The sequence below is a fragment of the Streptomyces sp. NPDC021622 genome (assembly GCF_040640795.1).
In the GTDB taxonomy this organism is placed as follows: domain Bacteria; phylum Actinomycetota; class Actinomycetes; order Streptomycetales; family Streptomycetaceae; genus Streptomyces.
In genome coordinates this window covers 1-25,417 of record NZ_JBFACK010000029.1, presented here as the reverse complement: position 1 = coordinate 25,417, position 25,417 = coordinate 1, and the positions used below count along the sequence as shown (strand labels likewise).

The 25,417-nt window shown below is 72.3% G+C and carries 21 protein-coding genes and 1 pseudogene; 15 read left to right on the top strand and 7 right to left on the bottom strand.

From position 1 onward, the window contains the following. Positions 1 to 100 precede the first annotated feature (100 nt). The 3 genes from AB0G47_RS39105 (at position 101) to AB0G47_RS39095 (ending at position 3,727) form a co-directional block, all read left to right on the top strand. Positions 101 to 1,537, top strand: a complete 1,437-nt coding sequence (locus AB0G47_RS39105) for a DHA2 family efflux MFS transporter permease subunit (RefSeq protein WP_360780281.1) — start codon at positions 101 to 103, stop codon at positions 1,535 to 1,537. 171 nt (positions 1,538 to 1,708) lie between these two features. Then, on the top strand, positions 1,709 to 2,083 hold the full coding sequence (locus AB0G47_RS39100) for a hypothetical protein (RefSeq protein WP_360780279.1): 375 nt from the start codon (positions 1,709 to 1,711) through the stop codon (positions 2,081 to 2,083). 141 nt (positions 2,084 to 2,224) lie between these two features. Further along, the gene (locus AB0G47_RS39095) at positions 2,225 to 3,727 is read left to right on the top strand and encodes a SulP family inorganic anion transporter (protein WP_360780276.1); all 1,503 of its coding nucleotides are present in this window, start codon (positions 2,225 to 2,227) and stop codon (positions 3,725 to 3,727) included. 132 nt (positions 3,728 to 3,859) lie between these two features. Here AB0G47_RS39095 and AB0G47_RS39090 read toward each other — a convergent pair whose 3' ends face one another. Then, positions 3,860 to 4,780 (bottom strand): SDR family oxidoreductase, encoded by a 921-nt coding sequence (locus AB0G47_RS39090; RefSeq protein WP_360780273.1) that lies wholly within the window; start codon positions 4,778 to 4,780, stop codon positions 3,860 to 3,862. After that, positions 4,777 to 5,610 (bottom strand): SDR family oxidoreductase, encoded by an 834-nt coding sequence (locus AB0G47_RS39085; RefSeq protein ID WP_360780270.1) that lies wholly within the window; start codon positions 5,608 to 5,610, stop codon positions 4,777 to 4,779. Before AB0G47_RS39085 ends, AB0G47_RS39090 begins: the two co-directional genes overlap by 4 nt. 68 nt (positions 5,611 to 5,678) lie before the next feature. Here AB0G47_RS39085 and AB0G47_RS39080 point away from each other — a divergent pair, with 68 nt between their 5' ends. Genes AB0G47_RS39080 through AB0G47_RS39065 form a run of 4 tightly spaced genes read left to right on the top strand, consistent with a single transcriptional unit; the run spans position 5,679 to position 9,179 of the window. Further along, positions 5,679 to 6,458, top strand: a complete 780-nt coding sequence (locus AB0G47_RS39080) for an enoyl-CoA hydratase family protein (protein WP_360780268.1) — start codon at positions 5,679 to 5,681, stop codon at positions 6,456 to 6,458. After that, on the top strand, positions 6,455 to 7,318 hold the full coding sequence (locus AB0G47_RS39075; RefSeq protein ID WP_360780265.1) for a CoA-transferase: 864 nt from the start codon (positions 6,455 to 6,457) through the stop codon (positions 7,316 to 7,318). The genes AB0G47_RS39080 and AB0G47_RS39075 overlap by 4 nt, the downstream gene beginning before the upstream one ends. Further along, positions 7,315 to 8,100, top strand: coding sequence for a CoA-transferase (locus AB0G47_RS39070; RefSeq protein WP_360780262.1), 786 nt, complete (start codon positions 7,315 to 7,317; stop codon positions 8,098 to 8,100). The genes AB0G47_RS39075 and AB0G47_RS39070 overlap by 4 nt, the downstream gene beginning before the upstream one ends. Before the next feature lie 17 nt (positions 8,101 to 8,117). Next, positions 8,118 to 9,179, top strand: a complete 1,062-nt coding sequence (locus AB0G47_RS39065; RefSeq protein ID WP_360780405.1) for a nitronate monooxygenase — start codon at positions 8,118 to 8,120, stop codon at positions 9,177 to 9,179. Positions 9,180 to 9,309: 130 nt separating this feature from the next. On the opposite strand, the pseudogene AB0G47_RS39060 reads toward AB0G47_RS39065, so the two are convergent. The 4 genes and pseudogenes from AB0G47_RS39060 to AB0G47_RS39045 all read right to left on the bottom strand — a co-directional run bounded on the left by AB0G47_RS39060 (position 9,310) and on the right by AB0G47_RS39045 (position 14,778). Then, positions 9,310 to 11,959, bottom strand: a pseudogene (locus AB0G47_RS39060) (AAA family ATPase). 128 nt (positions 11,960 to 12,087) lie between these two features. Beyond that, entirely contained in the window at positions 12,088 to 13,245 is a 1,158-nt protein-coding gene (locus AB0G47_RS39055) for an acetyl-CoA C-acetyltransferase (RefSeq protein ID WP_360780259.1), read from the bottom strand. A gap of 57 nt (positions 13,246 to 13,302) precedes the next feature. Then, positions 13,303 to 13,890, bottom strand: coding sequence for a TetR/AcrR family transcriptional regulator (locus tag AB0G47_RS39050; RefSeq protein WP_360780402.1), 588 nt, complete (start codon positions 13,888 to 13,890; stop codon positions 13,303 to 13,305). 105 nt (positions 13,891 to 13,995) lie between these two features. Further along, entirely contained in the window at positions 13,996 to 14,778 is a 783-nt protein-coding gene (locus tag AB0G47_RS39045) for an SDR family oxidoreductase (protein ID WP_360780256.1), read from the bottom strand. 142 nt (positions 14,779 to 14,920) lie between these two features. On the opposite strand from AB0G47_RS39045, the gene AB0G47_RS39040 reads away from it, so the two are divergent. The 6 genes from AB0G47_RS39040 to AB0G47_RS39015 all read left to right on the top strand — a co-directional run bounded on the left by AB0G47_RS39040 (position 14,921) and on the right by AB0G47_RS39015 (position 22,538). Further along, on the top strand, positions 14,921 to 16,108 hold the full coding sequence (locus AB0G47_RS39040) for an acyl-CoA dehydrogenase family protein (protein ID WP_360780253.1): 1,188 nt from the start codon (positions 14,921 to 14,923) through the stop codon (positions 16,106 to 16,108). After that, positions 16,108 to 17,094 (top strand): acyl-CoA dehydrogenase family protein, encoded by a 987-nt coding sequence (locus AB0G47_RS39035; protein ID WP_360780251.1) that lies wholly within the window; start codon positions 16,108 to 16,110, stop codon positions 17,092 to 17,094. Before AB0G47_RS39040 ends, AB0G47_RS39035 begins: the two co-directional genes overlap by 1 nt. A gap of 192 nt (positions 17,095 to 17,286) precedes the next feature. Then, the gene (locus AB0G47_RS39030; protein WP_360780247.1) at positions 17,287 to 18,453 is read left to right on the top strand and encodes an anhydro-N-acetylmuramic acid kinase; all 1,167 of its coding nucleotides are present in this window, start codon (positions 17,287 to 17,289) and stop codon (positions 18,451 to 18,453) included. 78 nt (positions 18,454 to 18,531) lie between these two features. Beyond that, positions 18,532 to 19,374 (top strand): 5'-methylthioadenosine/S-adenosylhomocysteine nucleosidase, encoded by an 843-nt coding sequence (locus tag AB0G47_RS39025; RefSeq protein ID WP_360780244.1) that lies wholly within the window; start codon positions 18,532 to 18,534, stop codon positions 19,372 to 19,374. Between the two features lie 4 nt (positions 19,375 to 19,378). Continuing rightward, on the top strand, positions 19,379 to 21,487 hold the full coding sequence (locus tag AB0G47_RS39020) for a tetratricopeptide repeat protein (protein WP_360780241.1): 2,109 nt from the start codon (positions 19,379 to 19,381) through the stop codon (positions 21,485 to 21,487). 67 nt (positions 21,488 to 21,554) lie between these two features. Next, complete coding sequence (locus AB0G47_RS39015; RefSeq protein ID WP_360780240.1) at positions 21,555 to 22,538, top strand: DUF2510 domain-containing protein; 984 nt, start codon at positions 21,555 to 21,557, stop codon at positions 22,536 to 22,538. A 156-nt stretch (positions 22,539 to 22,694) separates the two neighbouring features. Here the strand turns inward: AB0G47_RS39015 and AB0G47_RS39010 are convergent, their stop codons facing one another. Further along, positions 22,695 to 23,330, bottom strand: coding sequence for a TetR/AcrR family transcriptional regulator (locus AB0G47_RS39010; RefSeq protein ID WP_360780239.1), 636 nt, complete (start codon positions 23,328 to 23,330; stop codon positions 22,695 to 22,697). A gap of 184 nt (positions 23,331 to 23,514) precedes the next feature. On the opposite strand from AB0G47_RS39010, the gene AB0G47_RS39005 reads away from it, so the two are divergent. Then, entirely contained in the window at positions 23,515 to 24,327 is an 813-nt protein-coding gene (locus AB0G47_RS39005; protein WP_360780236.1) for a phosphatase PAP2 family protein, read from the top strand. Next, complete coding sequence (locus AB0G47_RS39000) at positions 24,324 to 25,226, top strand: DMT family transporter (RefSeq protein ID WP_360780233.1); 903 nt, start codon at positions 24,324 to 24,326, stop codon at positions 25,224 to 25,226. The genes AB0G47_RS39005 and AB0G47_RS39000 overlap by 4 nt, the downstream gene beginning before the upstream one ends. Positions 25,227 to 25,417: the final 191 nt, after the last annotated feature.

Sequence of the window (25,417 nt, the reverse complement as noted above, 5' to 3'; positions counted from 1 at the left end):
AGTTGAGTTCACATGAACTAGTCAGTACAGTTCAGTCGCGTCAAGCCACGCCCGGTCGACCGACGCCCGGTCAAGCCACGCCTACAGGTCAGGACTCGCCATGACGCATCCCCACCCGCCCCCGGCCGCCGCGCACCACACGGCATCCCCGCCGCCGACGGGCCGACGCCCCTGGACGGCGCTCACACTCCTCTGCCTGGCCCAGTTCATGCTGGTGCTCGACGCCACCGTCGTGAATGTCGCGCTGCCGAGCATGGCCGCCGGCCTCGACCTCGACCGAACCGCCCTGACCTGGGTCGTCACGACGTACACCCTGTGTTTCGGCGGACTGATGCTGCTCGGCGGGCGGCTCGCCGACGTCCTCGGGGCGCGCCGCCCCCTGCTCGCCGGGCTCGCCCTCTTCACGGTCGCCTCGCTCGTCACCGGGCTCGCGTCGGACGCGACGACGCTCCTCGCGGGACGCACCGCGCAGGGCATCGGCGCCGCGCTGCTCTCCCCGGCCGCCCTCGCGATCGTCACCACCTCCTTCCACGGCCGGGACCGCCATCGCGCGCTCGGTGTCTGGGCGGCGATCGGCGGCGCGGGCGCGGCGTTCGGCGTCCTGCTCGGCGGGATCCTGACCGACGGCCCGGGCTGGGAGTGGATCTTCTACGTCAACGTGCCCATAGGGGCAGCCCTGTTGCTCGCCCTGCCCACCGTCGTCCCCGCCCGCACACCCCGGCCCGCCCGTCTGGACGTACCGGGTGCGCTCCTGGTCACCGTCGGTACGGGGGCGCTGATCTACGGCCTGGTCGCGGCGGGCGACACGGGCTGGTCGCATCCCCGGACGCTGATTCCGGTGGCCGTCGCGGCGGCGCTGTACGGAGTGTTCGTCGCCGTCGAGCGCGTCCAGCGCACACCGCTGATCGACCTGGCGGTGCTCCGGCGCCGGCCGGTCGTCGTGGGCTCGTATCTGATGCTGGTCGCCACCGCCCTGCTGATCTCGCTGTTCTTCCTGGGGTCCGTGTTTCTTCAGGAGGTACGCGGCCACAGCGCCCTCAGGACCGGGGTGCTGTTCCTTCCGGTCGCCGTCGCCACGGCGGTCGGCGCGCACCTGGGCGGGCAGTTCGTGGGCCGGGCGGGGGCGCGGGCCACGGCGGCGGTGGGGCTCGCGCTCGCCGCGGCCGGCACCGGCCTGCTCACCGGCGTCGGCCCTGACGGCAGCACGTGGGCGGTCGTGGCGCCGGGCATGTCCGTGGCGGCACTGGGACTCGGCTCGGTGTTCGTCGCGGCCACGACCACCGCGCTTGGGTTCATCGACCCCGAGGAGGCGGGCGTCGCGTCCGGCGTGGTGAACACCTTCCACGAAGTGGGCGGCTCGGTGGGCGTCGCCGTCGTCTCCACGGTGGCCGCGTCCGGCATCGAGGGCGGGACGAGCGGCGGATTCGCGAACGCGTTCCTGGTGTGCGCCGTCGCGGCCGCGGTCAGCACGGCCGCCACCTTCGTGCTCGTACCGCGCGGGAAGCCGCAGATGACGGGCGGACCGCACGCCCACTGAACGGTGCCGGGCACGGCCCCAGGGCCGTGCCCGGCGCAAATGCGCCACGTACGCACGATCGACGGGTGACTATCGCGTCATGTCACCACCAGGTCACCCGGGTGACACATACGCAGGTTAAGTTACGTGGAGACGATGCGAGTTACGCAGCCACGTGAGGACTTTGCCACTGTGACGGGAGCCGGAATACGCCGAGGGGCGCTGCCCGCGGCGCTGATCGCCGTGGTCATGGTGATCGTCCAGTTCTTCGCGCACGGGGTCAACGAACCCGCGTCCGGCACGGAGTCCCGCACGGCAGCGGCCGCCGCGCCCTACGCGCACTGCGGCGACGAAACGGACCCCGAAGAGACCTCCGAGCACTTCCGGGCCCGCGGCCGCCCCAACTGCCGCGACCTCACCCCCGACTCCGTCGTGCGCGCCGACACCAGGACCGTCACGTCCCCGGACGGCGCCACGCGCGCGCAGCGCCCGGCCGTCTCCGCCTACGCCGAGTCAAGACCCGCGGGTCGCGAACTACCGGCGCTCCTCCAGGTCTTCCGCTGCTGATCGGCCTCTCCCGCACGACGACGTCCACGCGCGTGGCCCATCCGGGCGCCACGCGCGCGTGAGCCGACCGCACGTACTCGCCGGAACCAACACGTCCACGTCACACCGATGCGCCCCCCACGGCGCTCAGGAGTCATCGACATGCACCAATCCCCTGCCTCTCCACTCGATCGCGCCCGCTCGCTCTTCCGGTCCCCGGGCGACGCGCGGCACGATCTCGCCGCCTCCGTAGTCGTCTTCCTCGTCGCACTTCCGCTGTGTGTCGGCGTGGCCGTCGCCTCGGGGGTACCCGCCGAACTCGGCCTGATCACCGGCATCGTCGGCGGCATCGTCACCGGCCTCCTTCCCGGCAGCAGCCTCCAGGTGAGCGGCCCCGCCGCCGGACTCACCGTCCTCGTCTTCGAAGCCGTCCAGGAGTTCGGCATCGCGGCGCTCGGCGCCCTCGTGTTCGCCGCCGGGATCCTCCAGCTCGCCATGGGCGCGCTGCGGCTCGGCCGCTTCTTCCGGGCCATCTCCGTGGCCGTCGTCGAGGGGATGCTCGCCGGCATCGGACTCGTCCTGATCGCCGGGCAGTTGTACGCCATGGCGGACCTCGAAGCCCCCGCGAGCGGGCTCGGCAAGATCGCCGGCCTTCCCGGGCTGCTCACCGACATCGTCGGCTCGGGGCGCGCGCTGACCGCCTTCGGGCTCGGCGCGGGCTCCGTCGCTGTCCTCGTGCTGTGGCGCAGGCTCCCCGCCAAGGCCCGCGTGGTGCCCGCGCCGCTCGCCGCCGTCGCGCTCGCCACGGGCGCCTCGCTGCTCTTCTCGCTGCCCGTGGCCACGGTCGAGGTGCAGGGGCTCGTCGAGGCGGTCCAGCTGCCGGACGCCGCTGCCTTCGGCGAACTGGCCGGAGTCGGCGCCATCGGCACCGTGCTCGCCTTCGCCCTGATCGCCTCCGCGGAGAGCCTGTTCAGCGCGGCCGCGGTGGACCGGCTGCACGACGGTCCGCGTACGTCGTACGACAAGGAACTGATGGCCCAGGGCGCGGGCAACACCGTGTGCGGACTGCTCGGCGCGCTGCCGATGACCGCCGTCATCGTGCGCAGCGCGGCCAATGTGCAGGCGGGCGCGCGGACCAAGGCGTCCCGCGTCCTGCACGGCGTGTGGCTGCTGCTCTTCGCCGCGCTGCTGCCCGCCGCGCTCGGTCTCATCCCGGTCGCCGCGCTCGCCGGTGTCCTCGTGCACGCGAGCTGCAAGCTGGTTCCCGTACGGCAGTTGGCGCAGCTGTGGCGTGAGCACCGTGGCGAGGCGGTCGTGCTGGCCGTGACGGCCGTGGCGATCGTCTCGGTGAGCATGTTCGAGGGCGTCCTCATCGGCCTCGCCCTCGCCGTCATCAAGACGGCGTGGGAGACGTCCCATGTGCACGTGGAGGTCGTCGACAAGGGCGCCGGGCCGATCCGGGCGCACCTGTCCGGCAATGCCACGTTCCTGCGGCTGCCGAAGCTGCTCGACGCGCTGGAGGCGCTGCCCCAGGACCGGCCGATCGAGCTGGACCTCACGGGGCTTCGGCATCTGGATCACGCGTGCCGGACGTCGCTGGAGAACTGGGCTGCGCGGCACAGTTCTGATGGCACTGAGCCGGTGAAGGTCGCCTCCGGAATCTAGGTGACCGTCTGTCACCGGCTTCGCCGAGTTCGTCCTCAAACGCCGGACGGGCTGATTGGTTTCAGCCCGGCCTGCGTTTGAGGCCATCTTGTACGGGGTCTGGGGCGGAGCCCCGGTTTCGGGCGACCACCCCTACCTCGCCCCATACACCGGCTGAGGCACCTCCGCCCGCGAGAGCAACTTCCGCGTCGCCTCCCCCGCCTCCTCCGGACTCCACCGCGCCCCCTTGTCGGCGCTTGGCCCCGGCCGCCACCCCTCCATCACGGTGATGCGCCCCGCCTCGGCCTCGAACACCCGCCCGGTGACACCGTCCGATGCCTCGGAGCCGAGCCAGACCACGAGCGGTGACACGTTCTCCGGGGCCATCGCGTCGAAGCCTCCGCCCTCGGGCGCGGCCATGGTCTCGGCGAAGGTCGACTCCGTCATCCGCGTCCGCGCGGCCGGCGCGATCGCGTTCACCCGTACTCCGTAGGAGCCGAATTCGGCGGCGGCGACCATGGTGAGGCCCAGTATCCCGGCCTTGGCGGCGCTGTAGTTCCCCTGGCCGACGCTGCCCAGAAGGCCCGCCCCGGAGCTGGTGTTGACCACGCACGCGTGCCGCGCACGCCCGGCCTTCGCCTCGGCGCGCCAGTACGCCGCCGCGTGCTTCAGCGGCAGGAAGTGGCCCTTCAGGTGGACGCGCATGACGGCGTCCCAGTCGTCCTCGTCCAGGTTCACCAGCATCCGGTCACGCAGGAACCCCGCATTGTTCACCAGGGCGTCAAGGCCGCCGTACGTGTCGACGGCGGCCGCGACCAGGGACGCCGCCCCCTCCGACGTGGCGATGTCACCGCCGTGCGCGACGGCCTCGCCGCCCGCCGCGCGGATCTCCGCGACGACGTCGTGCGCGGGCCCGCCGGACGCCCCGGAGCCGTCGGGCCCCACACCGAGGTCGTTCACGACGACCTTCGCGCCCTCGGCGGCGTACGCGCGCGCGTGCGCCCGCCCAAGGCCGCGCCCCGCGCCCGTGACGATCACGACACGGCCCTCGCAGATCCCGTTCCTGGCAGTCATTCGGAAACCCTTTCCCTTGCTGATGGCTGCTTGTTCGCGGACGCCGCATCGAGGAACGCCGGGCGCTCACCGCCGCCGTGCAGACGCAGCGCCGCACCGCTGATGTAGCGCGCGCCCTCGGAGGCGAGGAAGACGCACGCGTCCCCGGCGTCCGACGGTTCGGCGAGCCGTCCGAGCGGGACCGTGCGGGCGACCTCCGCGATGCCGGCCTCGTCGCCGTAGTGCAGATGGGCGCTCTCGGTCCGGGCGAGGCCGAGGACGACGGTGTTCACCCGCACCGTGGGGGCCCATTCGACGGCCATGGTGCTTGCCAGGTTCTCCAGGCCCGCCTTCGCCGCTCCGTACGCGCCGGTGCCGGGCGAGGGCCGCGTGCCGCTCACGCTCCCGATCATCGTGATGCTGCCGCCCGCGGGACGCTGCGCGCGCATCACCTCGTACGCCGCGAGAGACGCGTACAACGGGGCCAGCAGGTTGAGTTCGACGATCTTGGCCTGGCGGGTCGGTGACGCATCGGCGAGCAGCCCGAAGGGTGAACCGCCCGCGTTGTTCACCAGCACGTCCAACCGGCCGTGATCGGCGGCCACATCGGCGAAGAAGGTGCGCGCGGCCTCCGGGTCGCGCAGATCGAGAGGGCGGAACTCGGCTGCCGCGCCGCCCGCTTCGACCGGGCTCTCCGGCGGCCTGCGGGCGCAGACGACGACGTGCGCGCCGGCGGCGAGGAAGCTGCGCGCGATGCCGGCTCCGACGCCCCGGGTGCCACCGGTGACGACGACCACCTGCCCCGCGCCGTGCCGCCCGGCCGGTGGCACACCCTGTCGCGTGTCAGTCATCGCTGCTACCTTTCCAACTAACAAATGTTTGATTGAAAGCGCCTGGTTGAAAGGTAGCGGATCCTCTGATGTCTGTCTCCACCTCGAGCCCGGACAAGGGCGTGGCCGTTGTCACCGTCGACTTCCCACCCGTCAACGCCCTGCCTGTGCGCGGTTGGTACGACCTGGCGGCCGCCGTGCGCGAGGCGGGCCGGGATTCCGGGACCCGCTGTGTGGTCCTTGCCGCGGAGGGCCGCGGTTTCAACGCGGGCGTGGACATCAAGGAGATGCAGCGCGACAGCGGGCACAGCGCACTGATAGGCGCCAACCGCGGGTGCTACGAAGCGTTTTCTGCGGTGTACGAGTGCGAGGTGCCGGTCGTCGCGGCGGTGCACGGCTTCTGCCTGGGCGGCGGCATCGGGCTCGTGGGCAACGCGGACGCGATCGTGGCGAGCGACGACGCCACCTTCGGCCTGCCCGAGCTGGACCGCGGCGCGCTCGGCGCCGCCACGCACCTCGCCCGCCTGGTGCCGCAGCACCTGATGCGCGCCCTGTACTACACCTCGCGCACGGCGACCGCCGCCGAACTGCATGCGCACGGCTCCGTGTGGCGGGTGGTCCCACGCGCGGAACTGCGCGATGCGGCCCTGGAGTTGGCGCGGGAGATCGCCCGGAAGGACGGGACGCTGCTCCGCTTCGCCAAGGCCGCGATCAACGGCATCGACCCCGTCGACGTGCACCGGAGCTACCGCTTCGAGCAGGGCTTCACCTTCGAGGCGAACTTGAGCGGCCTGGCCGACCGCGTCCGCGAAGGCTTCGGAGCGAAGGACGAGACGCAAGACGAGACGGATGAGAAGGGCAGGGCATGACGGACAAGACCATGACGCCCGACGAGATCGTGGGGCGGCTGCGGAGCGGGATGACGCTCGGCATCGGCGGCTGGGGCTCGCGCCGCAAGCCGATGGCGCTGGTGCGGGCGCTGTTGCGGTCCGAGGTCACGGACCTCACGGTCGTCGCGTACGGCGGTCCTGACATCGGCCTGCTCGCAGCGGCCGGACGGATCCGCAAGCTGGTGACGGCGTTCACGACGCTCGACTCGATCCCGCTGGAGCCGCATTTCCGGGCGGCACGCGAGCGTGCCGCCTTCGAACTCGTCGAGCTGGACGAGGCGATGTTCATGCAGGGCCTGACGGCGGGCGCCCAGCGGCTGCCGTTCCTGCCGATCCGCGCGGGCCTCGGCTCGGACGTCCTGCGGGTCAACCCCCAGCTGCGTACGGTCACTTCGCCGTACGAGGACGGGGAGGAGCTGGTGGCGGTGCCCGCCCTGCGGATGGACGCGGCCCTTGTGCACATGAACCGCGCGGACCGCCTGGGCAACGCCCAGTATCTGGGCCCCGATCCGTACTTCGACGACCTGTTCTGCGAGGCGGCCGACACCGCGTATGTGTCGTGCGAGCGGATCGTCGAGTCGAGCGCGCTCACCGAGCACGCGGCGCCGCAGACGATGCTGATCTCGCGGCACGCGGTGACGGGGGTGACCGAGACGCCGAAGGGGGCGCACTTCACATCGTGCGTGCCGGACTACGGCCGGGACGAGCCCTTCCAGAAGGCGTACGCCACCGCGGCCGGCGACCCGGACGCCTGGCGGGCGTTCCAGGACCGCTTCCTCTCCGGCACCGAGCGGGACTACCAGACGGCCGTCCAGACCTGGCACAAGGAGCAGCGATGACGCAGACCGAATCGGCGACGCCCGCCGCGACCGCCGTCACCCGCGCCGAGTACTGCGTGATCGCCTGCGCCGAGGCCTGGCGGGACGCGGGCGAGGTCCTCGCATCGCCGATGGGCACGGTGCCGTCGATCGGGGCCCGCCTTGCGAAGCTGACCTTCTCGCCGGATCTGCTGCTCACGGACGGGGAGGCGCTGCTGATCGGCGACGTTCCCGCCGTGGGGGCGCCGTCCACGGTGACGGAGGGCTGGCTGCCGTACCGCAAACACCTGACGATGGTGATGGGCGGCCGGCGTCACGTGATGATGGGCGCGAGCCAGATCGACCGCTTCGGCAACCAGAACATCTCCTGCATCGGCGACTGGGACCGGCCCAAGCGCCAGCTGCTCGGGGTGCGCGGCGCGCCGGTCAACACCCTCAACAATCCGGTGAGTTACTGGATCCCGCGGCACTCGACGCGCGTCTTCGTCGAGAAGGTCGACATGATCAGCGGGGTGGGCTTCGACAGCGCGGCGGCGGCAGGACCCGCCGCGACGCGCTACCACGATCTGCGCCGGGTCGTGTCGGACCTCGGCGTCTTCGACTTCTCGACGCCGGACCACGCGATGCGCATCGTCTCGCTGCACCCGGGGGTGACGGTCGATCAGGTGCGGGAGGCGACGGGCTTCGCCCTGCATGTTCCGGACGACGTCCCGTCCACGCGCGAGCCGTCGGCGGAGGAACTGCGGCTGATCCGGGACGTGGTGGACCCGCGCGGCCTGCGGGACCGCGAGGTGCGCGCATGACCCCAGGACCGGCGACCATGGAGACGGCGCTGACCAGGCTGGTCGGTGTCCGCCACCCGATCGTGCAGACCGGCATGGGGTGGGTGGCAGGCCCCCGCCTGGTCTCCGCGACGGCGAACGCGGGCGCCCTGGGGATCCTGGCCTCCGCCACGATGACCGTCGACCAGCTGCGCTCCGCCGTCCGGGAGGTCAAGTCCCGTACGGACGAGCCGTTCGGGGTCAACCTGCGCGCCGACGCGGCCGACGCGCGGGACCGCGTACGCATCATCGTCGAGGAAGGGGTACGGGTCGCGTCCTTCGCCCTGGCCCCGTCGAAGGAACTGATAGCCGAGCTGAAGGACGCCGGGGTCGTCGTCATCCCGTCCATCGGCGCGCGGCGGCACGCGGAGAAGGTCGCCGCGTGGGGCGCGGACGCGGTCGTGGTGCAGGGCGGCGAGGGCGGCGGGCACACCGGGGAAGTGGCGTCCACGGTGCTGCTGCCGCAGGTCGTGGACACGGTGGACATCCCGGTGATCGCCGCGGGTGGCTTCTACGACGGACGGGGGCTCGTCGCCGCGCTCGCGTACGGCGCGGCGGGCGTCGCGATGGGCACGCGCTTCCTGCTGACCTCGGACTCGACGGTCCCGGACGCGGTGAAGGCGCGCTACTTGGCGGCATCGGTCAAGGACGTCACGGTGACGACCCGGGTGGACGGCCTCCCCCATCGCATGCTGCGCACGGACCTGGTGGCCGCCCTCGAGAAGTCCGGCCGTCTGTCGTCGCTGACGCGGGCGGTGCGCCATGCGGCGGCGTTCCGCAAGCTGTCCGGGATGGGGTGGGGGGAGATGGTCCGGGACGGCATGGCCATGCGGCACGGCAAGGGCCTGACGTGGAGTCAGATACTGCTGGCGGCGAATACGCCGATGATGCTGAAGGCGGCGATGGTGGACGGCCACCCTGAGGCGGGGGTGATGGCCTCCGGGCAGGTGGCGGGGGTCATCGAAGACCTGCCCTCGTGTGAGGAGTTGATCGCGCGGATCGTGGAGGAGGCGGCAGAGGTGACGGGGCGCTTGGGGAAGGACTTCCCCGGCACGGGCTGAGCTCTCAGCCCGGCGGGACAGATCCAGCCCGTCGAGGGGGTCCCCCCTGCTCCTTAAGAGCTTGGGGGAGTTTGAGGACGAACTCGGCGGAGCCGGTGATCTACGGCCACCCGTAGCGCCACCGGCCCCCTCACACCCCGGCCACCGCCAACGACGCCCGTGCCCGCGCGACCAGACCGTCCGCCCCGCACGCGTCGGCCAGGGCAAGCCCCCGCGCCAGCTCACTGGCGGCTCCCGCCGCGATCCCGTACTCGACCCGGGCCACCGCATGCTTCGTACGCGCACGGCGAAGCCTCCAGGCAGGCGACCGCTCGCGCGTACAGGTCGACCGCCCGCTGCCCGCTCTCCAGGGACGCCGCGCACCGCAGCGCCTCCCCGATCGCCGTCTCCGTGCCGAACAGCTCCGCCTGGACCCGCGCGTCCGCGGCCAGTTCGGCGGCACGCCGCGGATCGTCCGAGGCCAGCGCGCGGGCCAGGTCGTGCGCCCAGGGCGCGACGATCGTGTTGTAGCGGCCGCGTGCGTTCGACGCCTTCGCGGCGACCTCCAGTTCGTTGACGCCTTCGGTCCGCTGCCCCACGGCGATCAGCAGACGGCCGCGCACGGAGTGGATGTCGGGCACGAAGATCGTGGACGGGTAGGGCGGCGCGATGCCGTAGCGTTCGGCGACGTCCTGTGCCTCGTCGACCTTGCCGCGCGCGAGCAGCGTGTCGATGAGCATGCACGCCGCGTCCCAGTGCATCGGCAGACCGCTGCCGACCCGGTCGGCAAGGCGCAGGCTGTCCCGCAGCGAGGCCTCCGCCTCCTTGAGGCGCCCACGCCTGCGGTGCACCAGGCCGACCCAGGCCTTGGCGAGCGCCAGGTGGCCGCCGCTCCAGCCCGCGGTCTCATAGGCGCGGACCGCCTCCGCGAAGAGGCTCTCGGCGCGGTCGAGCCGGTCGGTGAAGATGTAGGCGCTGCCCAGCATCATCAGGAGCTCGAAGCCCCACTCGGTGTCGGTCCAGCCGAGGCCGGGCGCGAGGCGGCCGTTGACGAGGGAGCGGTCGCAGAGTTCGACGATCTCCTCCGCGTTCTCCCCGCGGGTCATGGCGTCGAAGGCGCGCAGGATCAGCAGGGCGCGCTCGGAGTTGTCGCGTCCCGGCAGCGGTCCGGCGAGCGCGGCAAGCCGGCGTGAGCGGCCCGTCGCGTCCTCCTCGCCGGCGTGGATGCCCTCCCACATGTAGTGGACGCCCTGCAACCGCATCCGGTCGGGGCCCGGCTCCAGGCGCGCGGCCTCGGCGTCGACGACGCGCAGCGCCTCCTCCAACTGGTCGTTGTGCACCAGGGCTTGGGACAGCCGGCAGACCGCGTCCACTCTCAGCGTGCGGTCGAGCCCCGGCGTGTGCAGCGCCTCTCTGAGATGGCGGATGGTCGTGGCGGGCGAGGTGAGCAGGGTGGCGCAGCCCAGTTCGTAGAGCACGCGCGCGTGGTTCTCGGGCAGCGGCGGTTCCCGCAGGGCCCGCTCCAGACAGCGGCGGGCGGCGTCCGGCGCGCCGACCGCGAGATGCTCGGCCGCGGCGTGGCGCAACTGCTCGACCAGTTCGGGGTCGTCGTCCGGGTGCACTTCGAGGAGGTGCCGGGAGGCGGCCGCCGCGCCACGGCCCGACAGCGTGACGGCCCAGGCGGCCTGGCCGTGCATCGCGGTGCGCGTCGCGGGCGGGATCGAGCGGTAGACGGTGCTGGCGATCAGCGGGTGGACGAACTCCATGCCCTGGTCGTCGCCGAGCAGGATGCGGGCCGCGCGCAGTCGCTCCGCGCACCGCTGGGCCGACTCGTGCGTCAGCCCGGCGAGCGAGGCGGCGAGGTCGAGGGGGATCGCGGCGCCGAGGATCGCGGCCGCCCACGCGAACCGTGTGACGTCCGTGCCGAGGCCTTCGAGGCGGGCGACGAGGCCGCGGCCGCGCGCCGACCGGTTCAGGGCGCGCAGTTCGTCCGCGGAGCCCTCGACCGGTTCGAGCTCGCTGTCCTGCACCTTGGCGAGCAGTTCCACGGATTCGTACGGATTGCCGCCGGTGACCGCCCACACCTCGCGGCAGAACGGGGCGTCGGCGTGCTCGCCGAGGGTGGCGCGGGTGAGTCCGGCCGCGGCCTCGGGGGTGAGCGCCCGCAGGACCGTCGAGGGACCGGACGCCGCGCCGACCGCCGCGAGGTGGCGTGCGCTGTCGCCCCTGGCCTCGTCCGGCCGGTGGGCGACCACGACCAGGACCGGCAGTTCGGCGAGGCGCTGGGAGAACGCGGCCAGCCAGTGCAGGGTCTCCTGGTCGGCCCAGTGCGCGTCGTCGATGATCAGGACGAGCGGCCAGTGCAGTCCCGCCAGGCGTGCGACCGCCTCGACCAGGCCGTCGCACACGCCCTGCGGGTCGGCCTGGACGCCGCCCGGCTCGGCTATGCCGAGCGCGGGGCCCGCGATCTCGTACCAGTCGCCGAGATACTCCCGGGCCTCGTCGGGCGTGAGGGAGACAAGCGCCGGCGCAAGCAGTTGTCGTACGACGTTGAAGGGGACGGAGGTGACGGTCTCACCGCCGCGCGCGGACCAGACCGTGGCCCGTCCCTCCGCGATCCGGCGCACCTCGGTCAGCAGTGCCGTCTTGCCGATGCCCGCCTCGCCGCGGAAGACGAGCAGTCCGCCGGCCGTCATCGAGTCGGAGCACAGCTCGTCCACGGCCCGTGCGGCCGCCGCGAGTTCCGCGTCGCGCTCCCACAGCGGGGCCCAGGTGGCTCCTCCGGGCCGTCCCTGCGTCATCGCGCTACCTCCTGAGGTCGCTCAATCGACGTACAGACCTCGAGACTAGCGGGGTAGTGGGTCTCTCGGTGCGGGGTCCGGGCAGCAACCGCCGCAAGGGGTGAGAGTCGGGCCGGGGCTGGACGCCGTCAGAGCCGTTCGATGATGGTCACGTTCGCCTGACCGCCGCCTTCGCACATGGTCTGGAGGCCGAACCGGCCGCCGGTTCGCTCCAGTTCGTACAGGAGTGTCGTCATCAGTTTGACGCCCGTCGCGCCGAGGGGGTGACCGAGGGCTATCGCACCGCCGTTGACATTGACCTTGTCCGGGTCGGCCCCGGTCTCCTTCAACCAGGCGAGGACGACCGGCGCGAACGCTTCGTTGATCTCGACGAGGTCGATGTCGTCGATGCTCATGCCGGTCTTCTTGAGCGCGTACGCCGTGGCGGGGATCGGCGCGGACAGCATGCGGATGGGGTCCTCGCCGCGCACCGAGAGGTGGTGGATACGGGCCCTGGGCGTCAACCCGTGTTCCCGCACGGCCCGTTCGCTCGCGATGAGCATGGCGGCCGCGCCGTCCGAGACCTGCGAGGAGCAGGCGGCGGTGATGGTGCCGTCGTCCAGGACGGGCTTGAGGCCCGCCATCTTCTCCAGGGTCGTGTCGCGGCGCGGGCCCTCGTCGGTGGTCACCCCTCCATGGGCGACGAGTTCGCGGTCGAAGCGGCCCTCGTCGATCGCACGGATCGCCCGCTGGTGCGAGCGGAGCGCGAACTCCTCCATGTCGCGGCGGGATATGCCCCACTTCTCGGCGATGAGCTGGGCGCCGTGGAACTGGTTGACGGGCCGGTCGCCGTACCGGGCGCGCCAGCCCTCGCTGCCCGCGTAGGGGCCTTCGGTGAGGCCAAGCGGCTCGGCGGCCTGCCGGGACGCGAAGGCGATGGGGATCATCGACATGTTCTGCGTGCCGCCCGCGACGACGAGCTCCTGGGTGCCGGACAGGACGCCCTGTGCCGCGAAGTGCACGGCCTGCTGCGAGGAGCCGCACTGCCGGTCGATCGTCACGCCGGGCACCTCTTCGGGCAGTCCGGCCGCGAGCCAGCTGGTGCGGGCGATGTCGCCCGCCTGCGGGCCGACCGTGTCCAGACAGCCGAAGACGACGTCCTCGACGGCGGCCGGGTCGACGCCCGTGCGCTCGACAAGTGCCTTCAGGACATGGGCTCCCAGGTCGGCGGGGTGGACGGCCGAGAGGCCTCCCTTGCGCCTGCCGACGGGGGTGCGGACCGCTTCGACGATGTAGGCCTCGGCCATGACTGCGTACTCCTCGTGCTCCTCGGTCGGTGCGGTCGTCGGTCGACGACGCGCGCTCTACGTGCGTACGGAGATGCCGTCAAGGACCATCGAGAGGTACTGGCGGGCGATCTCCTCGGGGCTGTGGCCTCCGCCGGGGCGGTACCAGGACGCGGCGACCCAGACGGTGTCGCGCACGAAGCGGTAGGCGAGCCGGATGTCCAGGTCGTCGCGGAAGACGTGCTCCGCGACGCCCCGCTCAAGCGTCGTCAGCCACGCCTTCTCGAAGCGCTGCTGCGAGTCGGCCAGGTACTGGAAGCGCTCCTGCGCGACCAGCTGCTTGGACTCCTTCTGGTAGATGGCGACGGCGGCGCGATGCCGGTCGATCTCCCGGAAGGACTCGGTGACGAGCGCCTCGAGCGTCTCGCGGGGGCCGAGCTGCGACTGGAGCACGGTGTCGTACCCGTCCCACAGCTCGGTGAGGAAGGTGGAGAGGATCTCTTCGAGCATCGACTCCTTGGAGTCGAAGTGGTAGTAGAGGCTGCCGGCGAGCATGCCGGCGGCGTCCGCGATCTTGCGGACCGTGGTCGCGTTGTACCCCTGTTCGGCGAAGACGTCGGCGGCGATGGCAAGGAGCTCGCCTCGACGCTCGGGTGAGGGGCTCACCGGGGCCTTCTTCTTGGTGGTGTTGACCTGCTTCTTTGTAGTGCTGCTCTGCTTCGGTGCTGTGGTGCTGCTCTGCTTCGGTTTCGACACACGGTCATTCTCCGCCTAGGCGTGCTGGTTGCTGACCGAGACCGTCTCCCCCGTCATGTACGAGGAGTACTCACTGGCCAGGAAGACGATGACGTTGGCTATCTCCCAGGGCTCGGCATACCGCCCGAACGCCTCACGCGCGGTGAGCTCGTCGAGCAGCTCGGGGGAGGTGACCTTCGCGAGGTGCGGGTGCATGGCGAGGCTGGGCGAGACGGCATTGATCCGTATCCCGTGGGGAGCGGCCTCGATGGCGGCGCAGCGGGTGAGCGCCATGACGCCGGCCTTCGCCGCGGCGTAGTGCGCCTGGCCCGCCTGGGCGCGCCAGCCGAGGACCGACGCGTTGTTCACGATCACGCCGCCCCGCTCGGCGGCCCGCATCCGGCGCAGGGCGGCCCGGGTGGAGCGGAAGGTGCCGTTCAACGTCACGTCGATGACCTTGTCCCACTGCTCATCGGTCATCTCGGTCAGCTCGGCGGTGCCCCCCAGCCCCGCGTTGTTCACGACGACGTCCAGACCGCCATGGCGCTGCTCGGCCAGGTCGTAGAGGGCCTGCACTTGGGCCTCGTCCGTGACGTCGCAGGGCGTGCCGTCGACGCGGTCGGCGCCGAACTCCCCGGCGAGCGCCGCCACCGCCTCCTTCGTGCGGCGCGGGTGGGCGTCGCCGATGACGATGCGCGCACCCTCCTCCAGGAAACGGCGCGCGGTGGCTCCGCCGATGCCCGCTCCTGCCGCGGCGGTGATGACGGCCGTGCGGCCCGCGAGCAGACCGTGTCCCGGCACGTACTCGGGCGCGTCCATGCGCGGCCCCCTTCTTCGCTCTCGACGGTTCACTCTCGACGGCTGACTCCCTTCAAGGTAATCTACCAAACACTTGTTAGGGAAGAGTGCCGGGAAAGAACCGACCGCAGAACCGAAGAGGAACTGAAGAGGTGGGCCACTGATGGACCTCGACTTCACCGCCGGAGAAGGGGATTTCAGGCAGCGGGCACGCGCCTGGCTCGGCGCGCACGTGCCGGCCGGGCCACTGCCGTCGCTGGAGACGGCGGAGGGCTTCGCCGCGCACCGCGCCTGGGAGCACGAGCTCGCGGCCGACCGCTGGTCGGTGGTCTCCTGGCCCGAGGAGTACGGCGGGCAGGGCGTCGACATCGTCAAGTGGCTGATCTTCGAGGAGGAGTACTTCGCGGCGGGCGGCCCCGGCCGGGTCTCGCAGAACGGCATCAATCTCCTCGCGCCGACCCTCTTCGACTTCGGCACGGCCGAGCAGCGCGCGCGGATCCTGCCGCCGATGGCGAGCGGCGAGGTGATCTGGGCGCAGGCCTGGTCGGAGCCCGAGTCCGGCTCGGACCTCGCATCACTGCGCTCCACCGCCCGCCGCACGGACGGCGGTTGGCTGATCAGCGGGCAGAAGACCTGGTCGTCGCGGGCCGCGTTCGCCGACCGCGCGTTCGGCCTGTTCCGCAGCGATCCGTCCGGGACCGAAGAGGGCAAGCCGCACCGGGGCCTGACGTATCTGATGTTCCCGCTCGACGCGGACGGCGTGACCGTCCGCCCCATCGGCCGCCTCGACGGCAAGCCCGCGTTCGCCGAGCTCTTCCTCGACGACGTCTTCGTACCGGACGAGGATGTGATCGGTGAGCCCGGCCAGGGCTGGCGCATCGCCATGTCGACGACGGGCAACGAACGGGGTCTGACGCTGCGCTCCCCCGGCCGCTTCGTCGCATCGGCCGAGCGTCTGGTGCGGGAGTGGCGCGCGCACGGCGACCCGGCGGACACGGCGCTGCGCGACCGGGTGGCCGACGCCGTGATCGGCGCCCGTGCCTACCAGCTCTTCACCTGGGCCAACGCCTCGCGCTTCGCGGCGGGCGAGACGATCGGCGCCGAGTCGAGCCTGAACAAGGTCTTCTGGTCCGAGTACGACATCGCGCTGCACGAGACGGCGCTCGATCTCCTGGGCGCGGAGGGCGAGTTGTTGGGGGGCCAGTTGATGGAGGGCCGAGCGGCCGACGGCGGCGAGTGGGCCGAGGGGTATGTCTTCTCGCTCGCCGGGCCGATCTACGCGGGCACGAACGAGATCCAGCGCGACATCATCGCCGAGCGGCTGCTCGGCCTGCCGAAGGGACGCCGCTGATGAGGTTCCTCCTCGACGCCGAGCAGCGCGAGTTCGCGCGCTCGCTGGACGCGATGCTGACGGCGGCCGGCACACCGGCGGCCGCCCGGGCCTGGGCCGCCGGGGACCACGCGCCGGGGCGCGCCGTGTGGGGACGGCTCGCGGACGCGGGCGTGTTCGCGCTCGCCGCCCCCGAGGAGTACGAGGGGGTGGGCCCGCTCCCGGTCGAAGTGGCCGTGGCGTTCGTCGAGCTGGGCCGTCATGCCGTGCCCGGACCGGTGGTCGAGACGGTGGCGGCGGCCGCGCTCCTCGCCCGTCTCGCCGGCCTCGGCGACGCGGAGCCCGCCAAGCGGCTGCTTCCGCCCCTGGCATCGGGAGACGCCATGGCGACGCTCACGCTCCCCGAGGGCGGTCCTTTCGCGCTGGACGCGGACGCGGCGACGCTGCCGCTGATCGTCACGGAGGGAGAACTGCGCCTCGCGTCCGGGCACGCGCGCGTGGGCCGCTCCTTGGACCCGGCACGCCGCCTCGCCCGCCTCCACCCCACCGGTGAACTCCTCGCATCGGGCCCCTCGGTGACCGCCGCCGCCCGCCACGCGGCGAACTGGGCCTCGCTCGCCACGGCCGCACAGGCGCTCGGCGTGGGGCTCGCGCTCCTCGACAGGACCGTCGCGTACGTCAAGCAGCGCACCCAGTTCGGCACACCGATAGGCGGCTTCCAGGCCGTCAAGCACCGCCTCGCCGACGTCCTGACAGGCCTCGAATTCGCCCGCCCGCTGCTGTACGGCGCGGCGCTGACGATGGACACCGCCGATGTGGCCGCCGCGAAGGTCGCGACGGGCGAAGCCGCGTACGCCGCCGCCCGCGCGGCACTCCAACTCCACGGAGCGATCGGCTACACGGCGGAGTACGACCTCTCCCTGTGGCTGACCAAGGCCCGTGCGCTGCGCACCGCGTGGGGCGATCCCGCCGCGTGCCGGGCACGGGTGCTGGCATCGGACGGGTGAGATCCGGCCGCCGACATGGGATTACAGGTCAGGTTCGCGCACCGCTGCCCCCGTGCGCGGATCGCCGCATCCTCGGCGGACAGGGCAAGGCGCCACGCCCGGCCGCCGAACTGGATCGTACGTACGAGTGCGCGCACTGCATCACGCTGCGATGATCAAACGCACTGGTGAGGAGAGCGAGAGGGGCAGCACGTGCGCGTAATCGGGCTGATGTCGGGGACTTCGTACGACGCCATCGACGCCGCTGCGGCCGACCTGACGATCGAAGGCGATCGTCTGGTGCTCACCCCGCTGGGGCTCATCACGCGCGGCTATGACGAGGCGCTGCGGGCGGCGCTCGCCGCGGCGCTGCCGCCCGCAGCGACCACGCTTGCGGAGGTCTGCCGCCTGGACACCCGCATCGGCCAGGCGTTCGCCGCCGCGGCGGCCGAGGCGGACCGCGAACTGTGCGACGGGCAGGCCGAGTTGGTCGCATCGCACGGCCAGACCGTCTACCACTGGGTCGAGGAAGGCCGGGTGCACGGCACGCTGCAGATCGGGCAGCCCGCGTGGATCGCCGAGGCCACCGGGCTCCCCGTGGTCGCCGACTTCCGCCCCCGCGACATCGCCGCGGGCGGCCAGGGCGCACCCTTGGTCAGCGTCGTCGACCAGATGTGGCTGCGCGGCCGGCCGGGCGCCCCCACCGCGGTGAACCTGGGCGGCATCGCCAACATCACCGCCCCGGACGGCACCGCGTTCGACACAGGACCCGCCAACGCCCTCATCGACGCGGCGGTGCGCGACCTCACGCGGGAGCGGCTCGGCTGCGACCTCGACGGCGAGATGGCCGCGCGCGGCACGGTCGACGAGAAGCTCCTGGCCGAGCTGCTCGCCGAGCCCTACTACGCCAGGCCCGCCCCGAAGACCACAGGCAAGGAGCTCTTCCATCTGCCCTATCTGCGGGCGGCGCTCTCCGGGTACGAGGCGCTCGCCCCCGAGGACGTCGTCGCGACCCTCACCCTGCTGACCGCCCGCACGGTCGCCGACGCCGTGCGTTCGGCCGGCGCCTCCGAGGTCATCGCCTCCGGCGGCGGCACTCGCAATCCGACGCTGATGGCCTTTCTGCGGGCCGAGTTGGGCGACATCCCCGTGCGCACCTCCGACGAGCTCGGACTGCCGTCCGCGGCGAAAGAGGCGTACGCCTTCGCGGTGCTTGGCTTCCTGACCGCGCACGGGCTTGCCGGGACGGTTCCGCGGAGCACGGGAGCGCGGCACGCGAGCGTACTGGGTTCGATCACTCCGGGGCGGCGCGGCCTGCGCCTTCCCGAGGCGGTGTCCGTGGGGCCGGTGCGACTGGTGGTGGACGGGGTAACTCGCTGAGTGGCAGGGGCACTTGTGGACACGCGCCGTCACCGCGTCCTGGGTCCCGCGCGCCCTGAACGGCAGTACTTTAGGCACATGCCGCAGACACCACCCACCGTGGCCGTGCTCACCGCGCTCCCGCTGGAGTACGCCGCCGTGCGGAGCCATCTCCCCCAGGTCGAGAAGCTCGTCCACCCGCGCTTCGGCACCCGTGCGGTGCGCGGGCCGCTGCCCGGAAGCCCTTGGCACATCGCCCTGTTGGAGATCGGCGAGGGGACCCTGACCGCGGCCGCGGTCACCGAGCGTGTGGCCACGTGGCTGGAGCCGCGGGCGGTGCTCTTCGTGGGCGTGGCGGGCGGTCTGAAGGACGACATCGAGATCGGGGATGTCGTCGTCGCGACCAAGGTGTACGGCATCCACGGCGGCAAGCAGACGCCCGAGGGATTCCTCGTGCGCCCCGAGGCGTGGCGGGCGCCGCACGGCCTTGAGCAGACGGCACGGGAAGCGTTGCGGGGTCAGGCGCGCTTCAAGCCGATCGCCGTGGGGGACGTGGTCCTCGCCGACGCGTCATCGGCGGTCGCCGAGCATCTGCGGACCCACTACAACGACGCCGTCGCCATCGAGATGGAGGGCAGCGGCGTCGCTCACGCGGCGCATCTCACCGGGGAGTTGGGGGCGCTGATCATTCGCGGGATCAGCGACAAGGCCAATCCCGGCAAGGCCGCGTGCGACGCCTCGGGGAGTCAGGGGCTGGCCGCGGGCAACGCGGCCGCGGCCGCCGTGGCGGTCGTCCGCGAGATGGTGGCCCCCCAGGCCCCAGGCCTCCCGCCCGCCGAGGCCTCGCCCCCTCGGCAGTACGGCGGTGACCACATCGACTTCAGCCACGGCACCTTTCACGGGCCCGTGACCGGGAAGACCGTGAACGGCCCGGGGGCGTGATCCCGTGACCACTGCGTACAGCGGCGATCACGCCGACTTCGGGGGCGGGACCTTCAACGACAGCGTCATAGGCAAGGTCGAGGGCGGCCTGCACCAGCACAACCACCACCACGGGCCGGTTCCGATCGCCACCGCCTCGCTGCCCGCGCCGCCCGCCGGATTCACCGGCAGGGACGGCGACTTGGAGCGGTTGCTTCCGGTGCTCGACCCGGCCGGTGTGGACACGGGTCTTCCCGTCGTCATCTGCGCGGTCTCCGGCCTCGGCGGCATCGGGAAGACGTCGCTCGCCCTGTACGCGGCCCAACTGGCGGACGCCGAAGGCTGGTTCCCCGGCGGCACGCTCTTCGTCGACCTTCGCGGGTACGACGACAATCCGGTCACCGCGGACCAGGCGGTGCTCGCGCTGCTCGACGCGCTGGGGGTGCGCGGCGCCCGGCTTCCCCAGACCACGGCGGCGCAGTACGCCCTGTACCGGACGCTCCTGGCCAGGGAGCGGCAGCCGATGCTGATCCTGCTGGACAACGCGTCCGACCCCGCGCAGATCACCGCGCTGCTGCCGGGGGTCGGCGCGGGGCAGCACCGCGTCCTTGTCACCTCCCGTGACCGGCTGACCGACCTTCCCGCCCGGCTGATCGGCCTGGACACGCTTGCGCCGGACGCGGCCGCCGATCTGCTGACGCTCGCGCTGCGCCTGAGCGACGACCGGGACGACCGCCCGAACCGCGAGCCCGGCGCGCTGCGTGAACTCGCCGCGGTGTGCGGGCATCATCCCCTCGCGCTGCAGATCGCCGCGTCGATGCTGCGCAAGCGGCGGTATCGCGGCATCGCCTCGCTGGTCGAGGAGATCCGGGACGCCGCCGATCCGACCGACGTGCTCGCACTGCGTCCGGTCTTCGACGTGTCGTACGGGCGGCTGCCGGCCCCGCAGGCCCTGTTGTTGCGGGTCCTGTCGATCGCACCGACCGCGCAGGTCGGCACCGAAGCGGCCGCGGCGCTGGCCGGACTTGAGCCCGACACGGTCGCCTCCATGCTGGAGGACCTGGCCGCCGCCCATTTCGTCACCCCCGTGCCCGGATCGACCTCCGGCGTCCCGTCGTGGCGGATGCACGACTTGGTACGGGCGTACGGGATGAGCCTGATGGCCGAGGACGCGGCGTCGGTGGTGGAGGCCCGAGGGCGCCTGTTGCGCTTCTACGGACGCTGGACGAAAGCCGCTCGGGACCATCTGGAGCGGCTGCCGGACGATCCTGTCCCGGAGTTGTTCGACGGGCGTACGGCAGCCCTCAGGTGGCTGGACGCGGAACGGGCCAATCTGGTGGCCGCCGCACAGTGGGTCGACGACGACCGGGACGGACTGACCACCCATGACCTCTCCCTGGCCCTGCGGTCCTTCCTGGACTGGCGGCGCTACTACGAGGACTTGATCACCGTCAGCCGGTGCGCGGTGCGGTCCGCGATCCGCACAGGCCTGCGAACCCAGGAGGCCGCGGCGTGGAACAGCCTCGGGTTCTCGCTTCGCGAGACGGGGCAGCTGGAGGAGGCCATCGAAGCGGGCACCCGTGCTCGCGAGGTCTACCAGGCCATCGGCAGCCTCAATGGCGAGGGCATGGCATGGGACAACCTGGGCAACAGCCTGAGCGCCGCCGACCGCCACGAGGAGGCCATCGACGCCCACCTTCGCGCCGGCGAGCTGTGCAAGGCCACCAACGACCGCAACGGCGAGGCCTACGCCTTGGACCACCTGGGCAACGCGCTGGCGCAGGTCGAACGGTACGAGGAGGCCATCAGCGCCCACAACGACGCCCTGCGCCTGCACCAGACCATCGGTGACCGGTACGGCGAAGGCAGGGCCTGGCACAACCTCGGTGTCACGCTGCGCATCACGGGCCGGGCGGCCGAAGCCGTCGAGGCGCTCTCCGAGGCGCTGGAGACCTGCCTTGAATTCGAGGACCGGTACGGCACGGGCCAGACCCTGGCCGAACTCGCCAAGGCCCTGGAGGCCACCGCCGACGCCACCCGTGCCCGCACCGCATGGCTGGATGCCGCCGTGGCCTTCGACCTCGCCGAAGCCCCCGCCGACGCCGCCGAAGCCCGCCGCCGCGCCACCCAGTAGCCCCGCCAGGGCCCCCGCCCCGACCCCTCTCATCCAGCTCTAACCAAACCCTCATACCCTGACGCCCATGACCCAGGTAACCCCTCCCGGCTGGTACCCCGACCCCGGACAGTCAGCTGACGGTCCCCGCACCGAGCGTTGGTGGGACGGAAACGTATGGACGGACCAGGTACGGGCGGTGGGTGCCGCCGCCGGATTTGGTGAGGCGCCGCCTGCCTACGCGCCCGGCGCACCGGGGGGCACGTACCCCAACTACCCGGCCTATCCGGGGCAGACCGCCTCTCGTCGCGGCTTCCGCACGGCCATAGCCATAGGCATCGCCGTCGTCGTTCTCGCGGGCATCGGCGGCGGCGTGTACTTCCTCACCTCCGATGACGACGGTGGCGGAGGCAGTGAAAGCGTCGCCAAGTCGCCCTCCCCGGCGGCCCCTTCGGAACCCGGCACGCCCCAGGAGCCGAAGGCCCCGGAGTCGTCGGAGCCCCCGGGCGGGCCGTCCGCCGCGCCGCCCGGCGAGGAGGGGTACGCCACCGACATCTTCAGCGGCATCAGCCTTCCTGTGCCCGACGGCTGGACCGGCGTTGCCGCGGGCGGCGGTGCCGCGGTGACGACGGGGTCCTATCCCTGCCCCAGGGAGCCCTCCAAGACCTGCAGCCGGGGCGGCGCGTACTCGGGGCCCGCCGAGCGGTTCAAGGTCGAGGCCAAGACGGCGGAGGCGGCCGCCAAGGCCGACATCTCCGTGAACGCCGAGCAGTCGTACGGCGGAAAGACCTACGGAAAGGTCACCTCGCACAAGGAGTTGGCCTCGAAGGCCGTCACCGTCGCGGGTCAGAAGGGCTATCTCGTCCGCTGGAAGGCGGTCACGGAGAAGAGCGACGACGGGTACGTCCAGTCGCTCGCGTTCCCCTCGCCCGCCGACAAGTCCACGATCGTCATCGTGCGCTTCGGCATCGACGTCAACGAGAAGTCCCCGAAGCTGACCGTGATGGACGAGATCACCAGGGGGATCAAGGCCGCGCCCGGCGGCGGAGGCGGCAGCGGCCAGGAAGTGTGACGCGCTTGGCGCCGCCCCGGGGAGTCTTGGCCGGGGCGGGCCGGAACCACGCATGGTTCCGGCCCGCCCCGGCGGGGGCCACGCCACCCCCGTCCCCACGGTGTGGCGCGGCGCAGGCAGATCGGGGCCCGTCATCCATCGGGCCCCGGTCCACGATCAGCCGGGGTCGGTGAGCCCCAGGGCGGGGAGTACGCACGCCTCCACGAAGCGCGCCAGATACTCCTCGTCCGCGTACTTGCCCTCCAGGACCGGCCGGGCCCGGACCACGCCGATGAGCTGGGCCGTGATGAACCGCGTCGCCGGGTGGTCCGCGTCGATCTCGCCCCGTGCCACGCCGCGGGCGACCAGCTCGTCCAAGGCCTGGGTCTCGGGCTCGACCAGCGCTTCCCGCAGCGCGTCGCGCAGGTCCTCGTCCTGCAGGACCGCGTGGCTGAGCGCCTGCACCAGCATCGAGTCGCGGCTCGACCACTCCCCCGCGGCCCGCGCCGCCTCGCGCAGATCACCCGCGAGCGTGCCGGTGTCGATGCCCGCGAAACGGACGCACCGGTTGGCGCGCAGCGCGGCGGCCACGAACTGGGGCTTGGTCTTCCACTGGCGGTAGAGCGTGGACTTGCTGCAGCGGGTGCTCGCGGCCACGCCCTCCATGGTCACGGCGTCGTATCCGCACTCACGGAGCTGGTCGAGGACGGCGTCGTAGAACTCCTGCTCACGCTCGGGCGTGATCTTGGACCGGCGCGGCGAGCCCCCGGGGTCCGCTGTCACTGTGTCTGCTGCCTGGTCCCGCGACGTCATGACTCTTCTCCTCGATGCGGCGTCTTCACCGGCCTGCGGCTTCGTCGACCCTATCGATACGCCAGTGTACCGGTACGGGGTCGTATCGGTACACTCCCGTATCGGTACACTGGCGTATCGATGTGTGGGGCGATCCCTCACTCACTACCCGCACCACCCAGTCGTCACGTAAAGGGGCCGGGGGATGGAATCCCGAACCGAGCCTGCCGAAAGGGAACCGGACATAGCCGTCCGGGAGCCGGACACATCTGCCCGACCGCCCCTCGTCCGCGAGCTCCTCCTCGTCGTAGGACTCTTTCTCGTCTACAAATTCGGCAGGCAGCTGGCCAACGGTCACACCGGTGAGGCCTTCCGCAACGCCCATCACGTCTGGGACGCCGAGCGCACCCTGCAGCTGCCCGGCGAGGGCGCCGTCCAGGACGTGCTGCTCGGCAGCGACACCCTGGTGCACATCGCGAACACCTACTACGCGACCGTGCACTTCCCGGCGACCGCGCTGTTCCTGGTCTGGCTCTATCTGCGGCGGCCCCGGCACTACGTATGGAGCCGGCGGGTGCTCGCCGCGCTGACCGCGGCCGCGCTCGTGCTGCACCTCACCTTCCCGCTCGCGCCGCCCCGGATGCTGGACGCGGCGGGGCTCGTGGACACCGGGCAGGTGTACGGGCCGACGGTGTACGGCGCGGCCCCGCAGACGGACTCGATGGCCAACCAGTTCGCGGCGATGCCGTCCCTGCACTTCGGGTGGGCGCTGATGCTCGCCGTCGGTCTTGTCGCCGCGACGTCGTCACGGTGGCGGTGGCTGTGGCTGCTGCATCCGCTGATCACCCTGCTCGTGGTCGTCGGGACCGCCAATCACTACTGGCTCGACGCCTTCGCGGCGACCGCGCTCCTCGGGATCGCGCTCGCCGTGATCAGGCTGCCGGGTCCCGGCCGCTCGCTCGTCGTACGACGGCACGCACCCGCGCGTGAGCCGGCCGCCTCGGGGGCCGGGCGGTGAACGCCACGCTCATCGCCGTCGCGCTCTCGCTCATCTCCGCCGCCGCGTACGCCACCGCCGCCGTGGCCCAGGAACGGCTCGCGTCGCGCATCGCGGACAGCGGCAACGGCGGGCTGCGCCTGCTGGCAAGCGGCCCCTGGTGGTCGTCGGTCGGGCTCAACGCCTCCGCGGCACTCCTGCACGTGGCGGCCCTGAAGTACGGGCCGCTCACCCTGGTGCAGCCGCTCGGCGCGCTCACGCTGGTCGCGGCCGTGCCGCTGGGCGCGCGGCTCGCGGGGCGACGGGTCACCCGCCTGGAGTGGCGCGGCACGGGGCTCACGCTTATCGGGCTCGGCGCGCTGCTCCTGACCGCGTCCGGGCCCGCCCCCGACGACACCCTGAAGCTGCCGGAGGCGCTGGCCGTGGCGGGCGTCACCATGGCGGTCATCGGGGTGCTCTCGCGGCCGGGCACCCGGCCGGGGCTGCGGCACGCGACCGCTTCCGGGTTCGCGTCGGGCGTCGCATCGGCGCTCACCCAGACCGTGACGGTCGCCGCGACGGACCACTCGGGGCCACTGTTCAGCCCACAGGTGGTCGTCGTGGCGCTGCTCGTCGCCGCGTTCGCCGTGGGCGGCCTCTTCCTCTCCCAGACCGCCTACCGCGGGGGCCTGGGCGCACCGCTCGCGGTAGTCACCCTGGCCAATCCACTGGCCGCCGCGGCGATCGGCCTGACGCTGCTCGGCGAACGCCTGCAGGGCGGCGTGGCCGGTCTGTTCCTCGCGGCGGGGGGCGCGGCGCTCGCGGCGTACGGAGTGGTCGTACTCACCCGCTCACCACGGGACGAGGCGCCTTCGGAGGACTTCCTGCCATCGATCCCCGCACAAACGGAGCCAGCCGCCCTCCACCTTTCAAGCCCCTGAACGAGGGCGCCCCGTAAGGGGCGCGGGGAACTGCGCGACAAGCCACGAAGCACCCGCAGACACAACACGAGAAACGGCGTCGGGGGGCGGGGGGCCGGGGCCCCCCCCCCGTTGCGGGTCCGGGGGGGACACCCGCCCCCCCCCCCGCGCCGGGCCGGGGTGAGGGGCGGGGGGAAACGTGGGGGCGGCGC

Excerpts from the sequence above, each read along its gene's own strand:
- AB0G47_RS39040 (WP_360780253.1), top strand. The coding sequence starts at position 14,921 with ATGGACCTCGACTTCACCGCCGGAGAAGGGGATTTCAGGCAGCGGGCA.
- AB0G47_RS39105 (WP_360780281.1), top strand. The coding sequence starts at position 101 with ATGACGCATCCCCACCCGCCCCCGGCCGCCGCGCACCACACGGCATCC.
- AB0G47_RS39015 (WP_360780240.1), top strand. The coding sequence starts at position 21,555 with ATGACCCAGGTAACCCCTCCCGGCTGGTACCCCGACCCCGGACAGTCA.
- AB0G47_RS39035 (WP_360780251.1), top strand. The coding sequence starts at position 16,108 with ATGAGGTTCCTCCTCGACGCCGAGCAGCGCGAGTTCGCGCGCTCGCTG.
- AB0G47_RS39045 (WP_360780256.1), bottom strand. The coding sequence starts at position 14,778 with ATGGACGCGCCCGAGTACGTGCCGGGACACGGTCTGCTCGCGGGCCGC.
- AB0G47_RS39025 (WP_360780244.1), top strand. The coding sequence starts at position 18,532 with ATGCCGCAGACACCACCCACCGTGGCCGTGCTCACCGCGCTCCCGCTG.
- AB0G47_RS39010 (WP_360780239.1), bottom strand. The coding sequence starts at position 23,330 with ATGACGTCGCGGGACCAGGCAGCAGACACAGTGACAGCGGACCCCGGG.
- AB0G47_RS39085 (WP_360780270.1), bottom strand. The coding sequence starts at position 5,610 with ATGACTGACACGCGACAGGGTGTGCCACCGGCCGGGCGGCACGGCGCG.
- AB0G47_RS39070 (WP_360780262.1), top strand. The coding sequence starts at position 7,315 with ATGACGCAGACCGAATCGGCGACGCCCGCCGCGACCGCCGTCACCCGC.
- AB0G47_RS39080 (WP_360780268.1), top strand. The coding sequence starts at position 5,679 with ATGTCTGTCTCCACCTCGAGCCCGGACAAGGGCGTGGCCGTTGTCACC.
- AB0G47_RS39095 (WP_360780276.1), top strand. The coding sequence starts at position 2,225 with ATGCACCAATCCCCTGCCTCTCCACTCGATCGCGCCCGCTCGCTCTTC.
- AB0G47_RS39075 (WP_360780265.1), top strand. The coding sequence starts at position 6,455 with ATGACGGACAAGACCATGACGCCCGACGAGATCGTGGGGCGGCTGCGG.
- AB0G47_RS39065 (WP_360780405.1), top strand. The coding sequence starts at position 8,118 with ATGGAGACGGCGCTGACCAGGCTGGTCGGTGTCCGCCACCCGATCGTG.
- AB0G47_RS39055 (WP_360780259.1), bottom strand. The coding sequence starts at position 13,245 with ATGGCCGAGGCCTACATCGTCGAAGCGGTCCGCACCCCCGTCGGCAGG.
- AB0G47_RS39005 (WP_360780236.1), top strand. The coding sequence starts at position 23,515 with ATGGAATCCCGAACCGAGCCTGCCGAAAGGGAACCGGACATAGCCGTC.
- AB0G47_RS39090 (WP_360780273.1), bottom strand. The coding sequence starts at position 4,780 with ATGACTGCCAGGAACGGGATCTGCGAGGGCCGTGTCGTGATCGTCACG.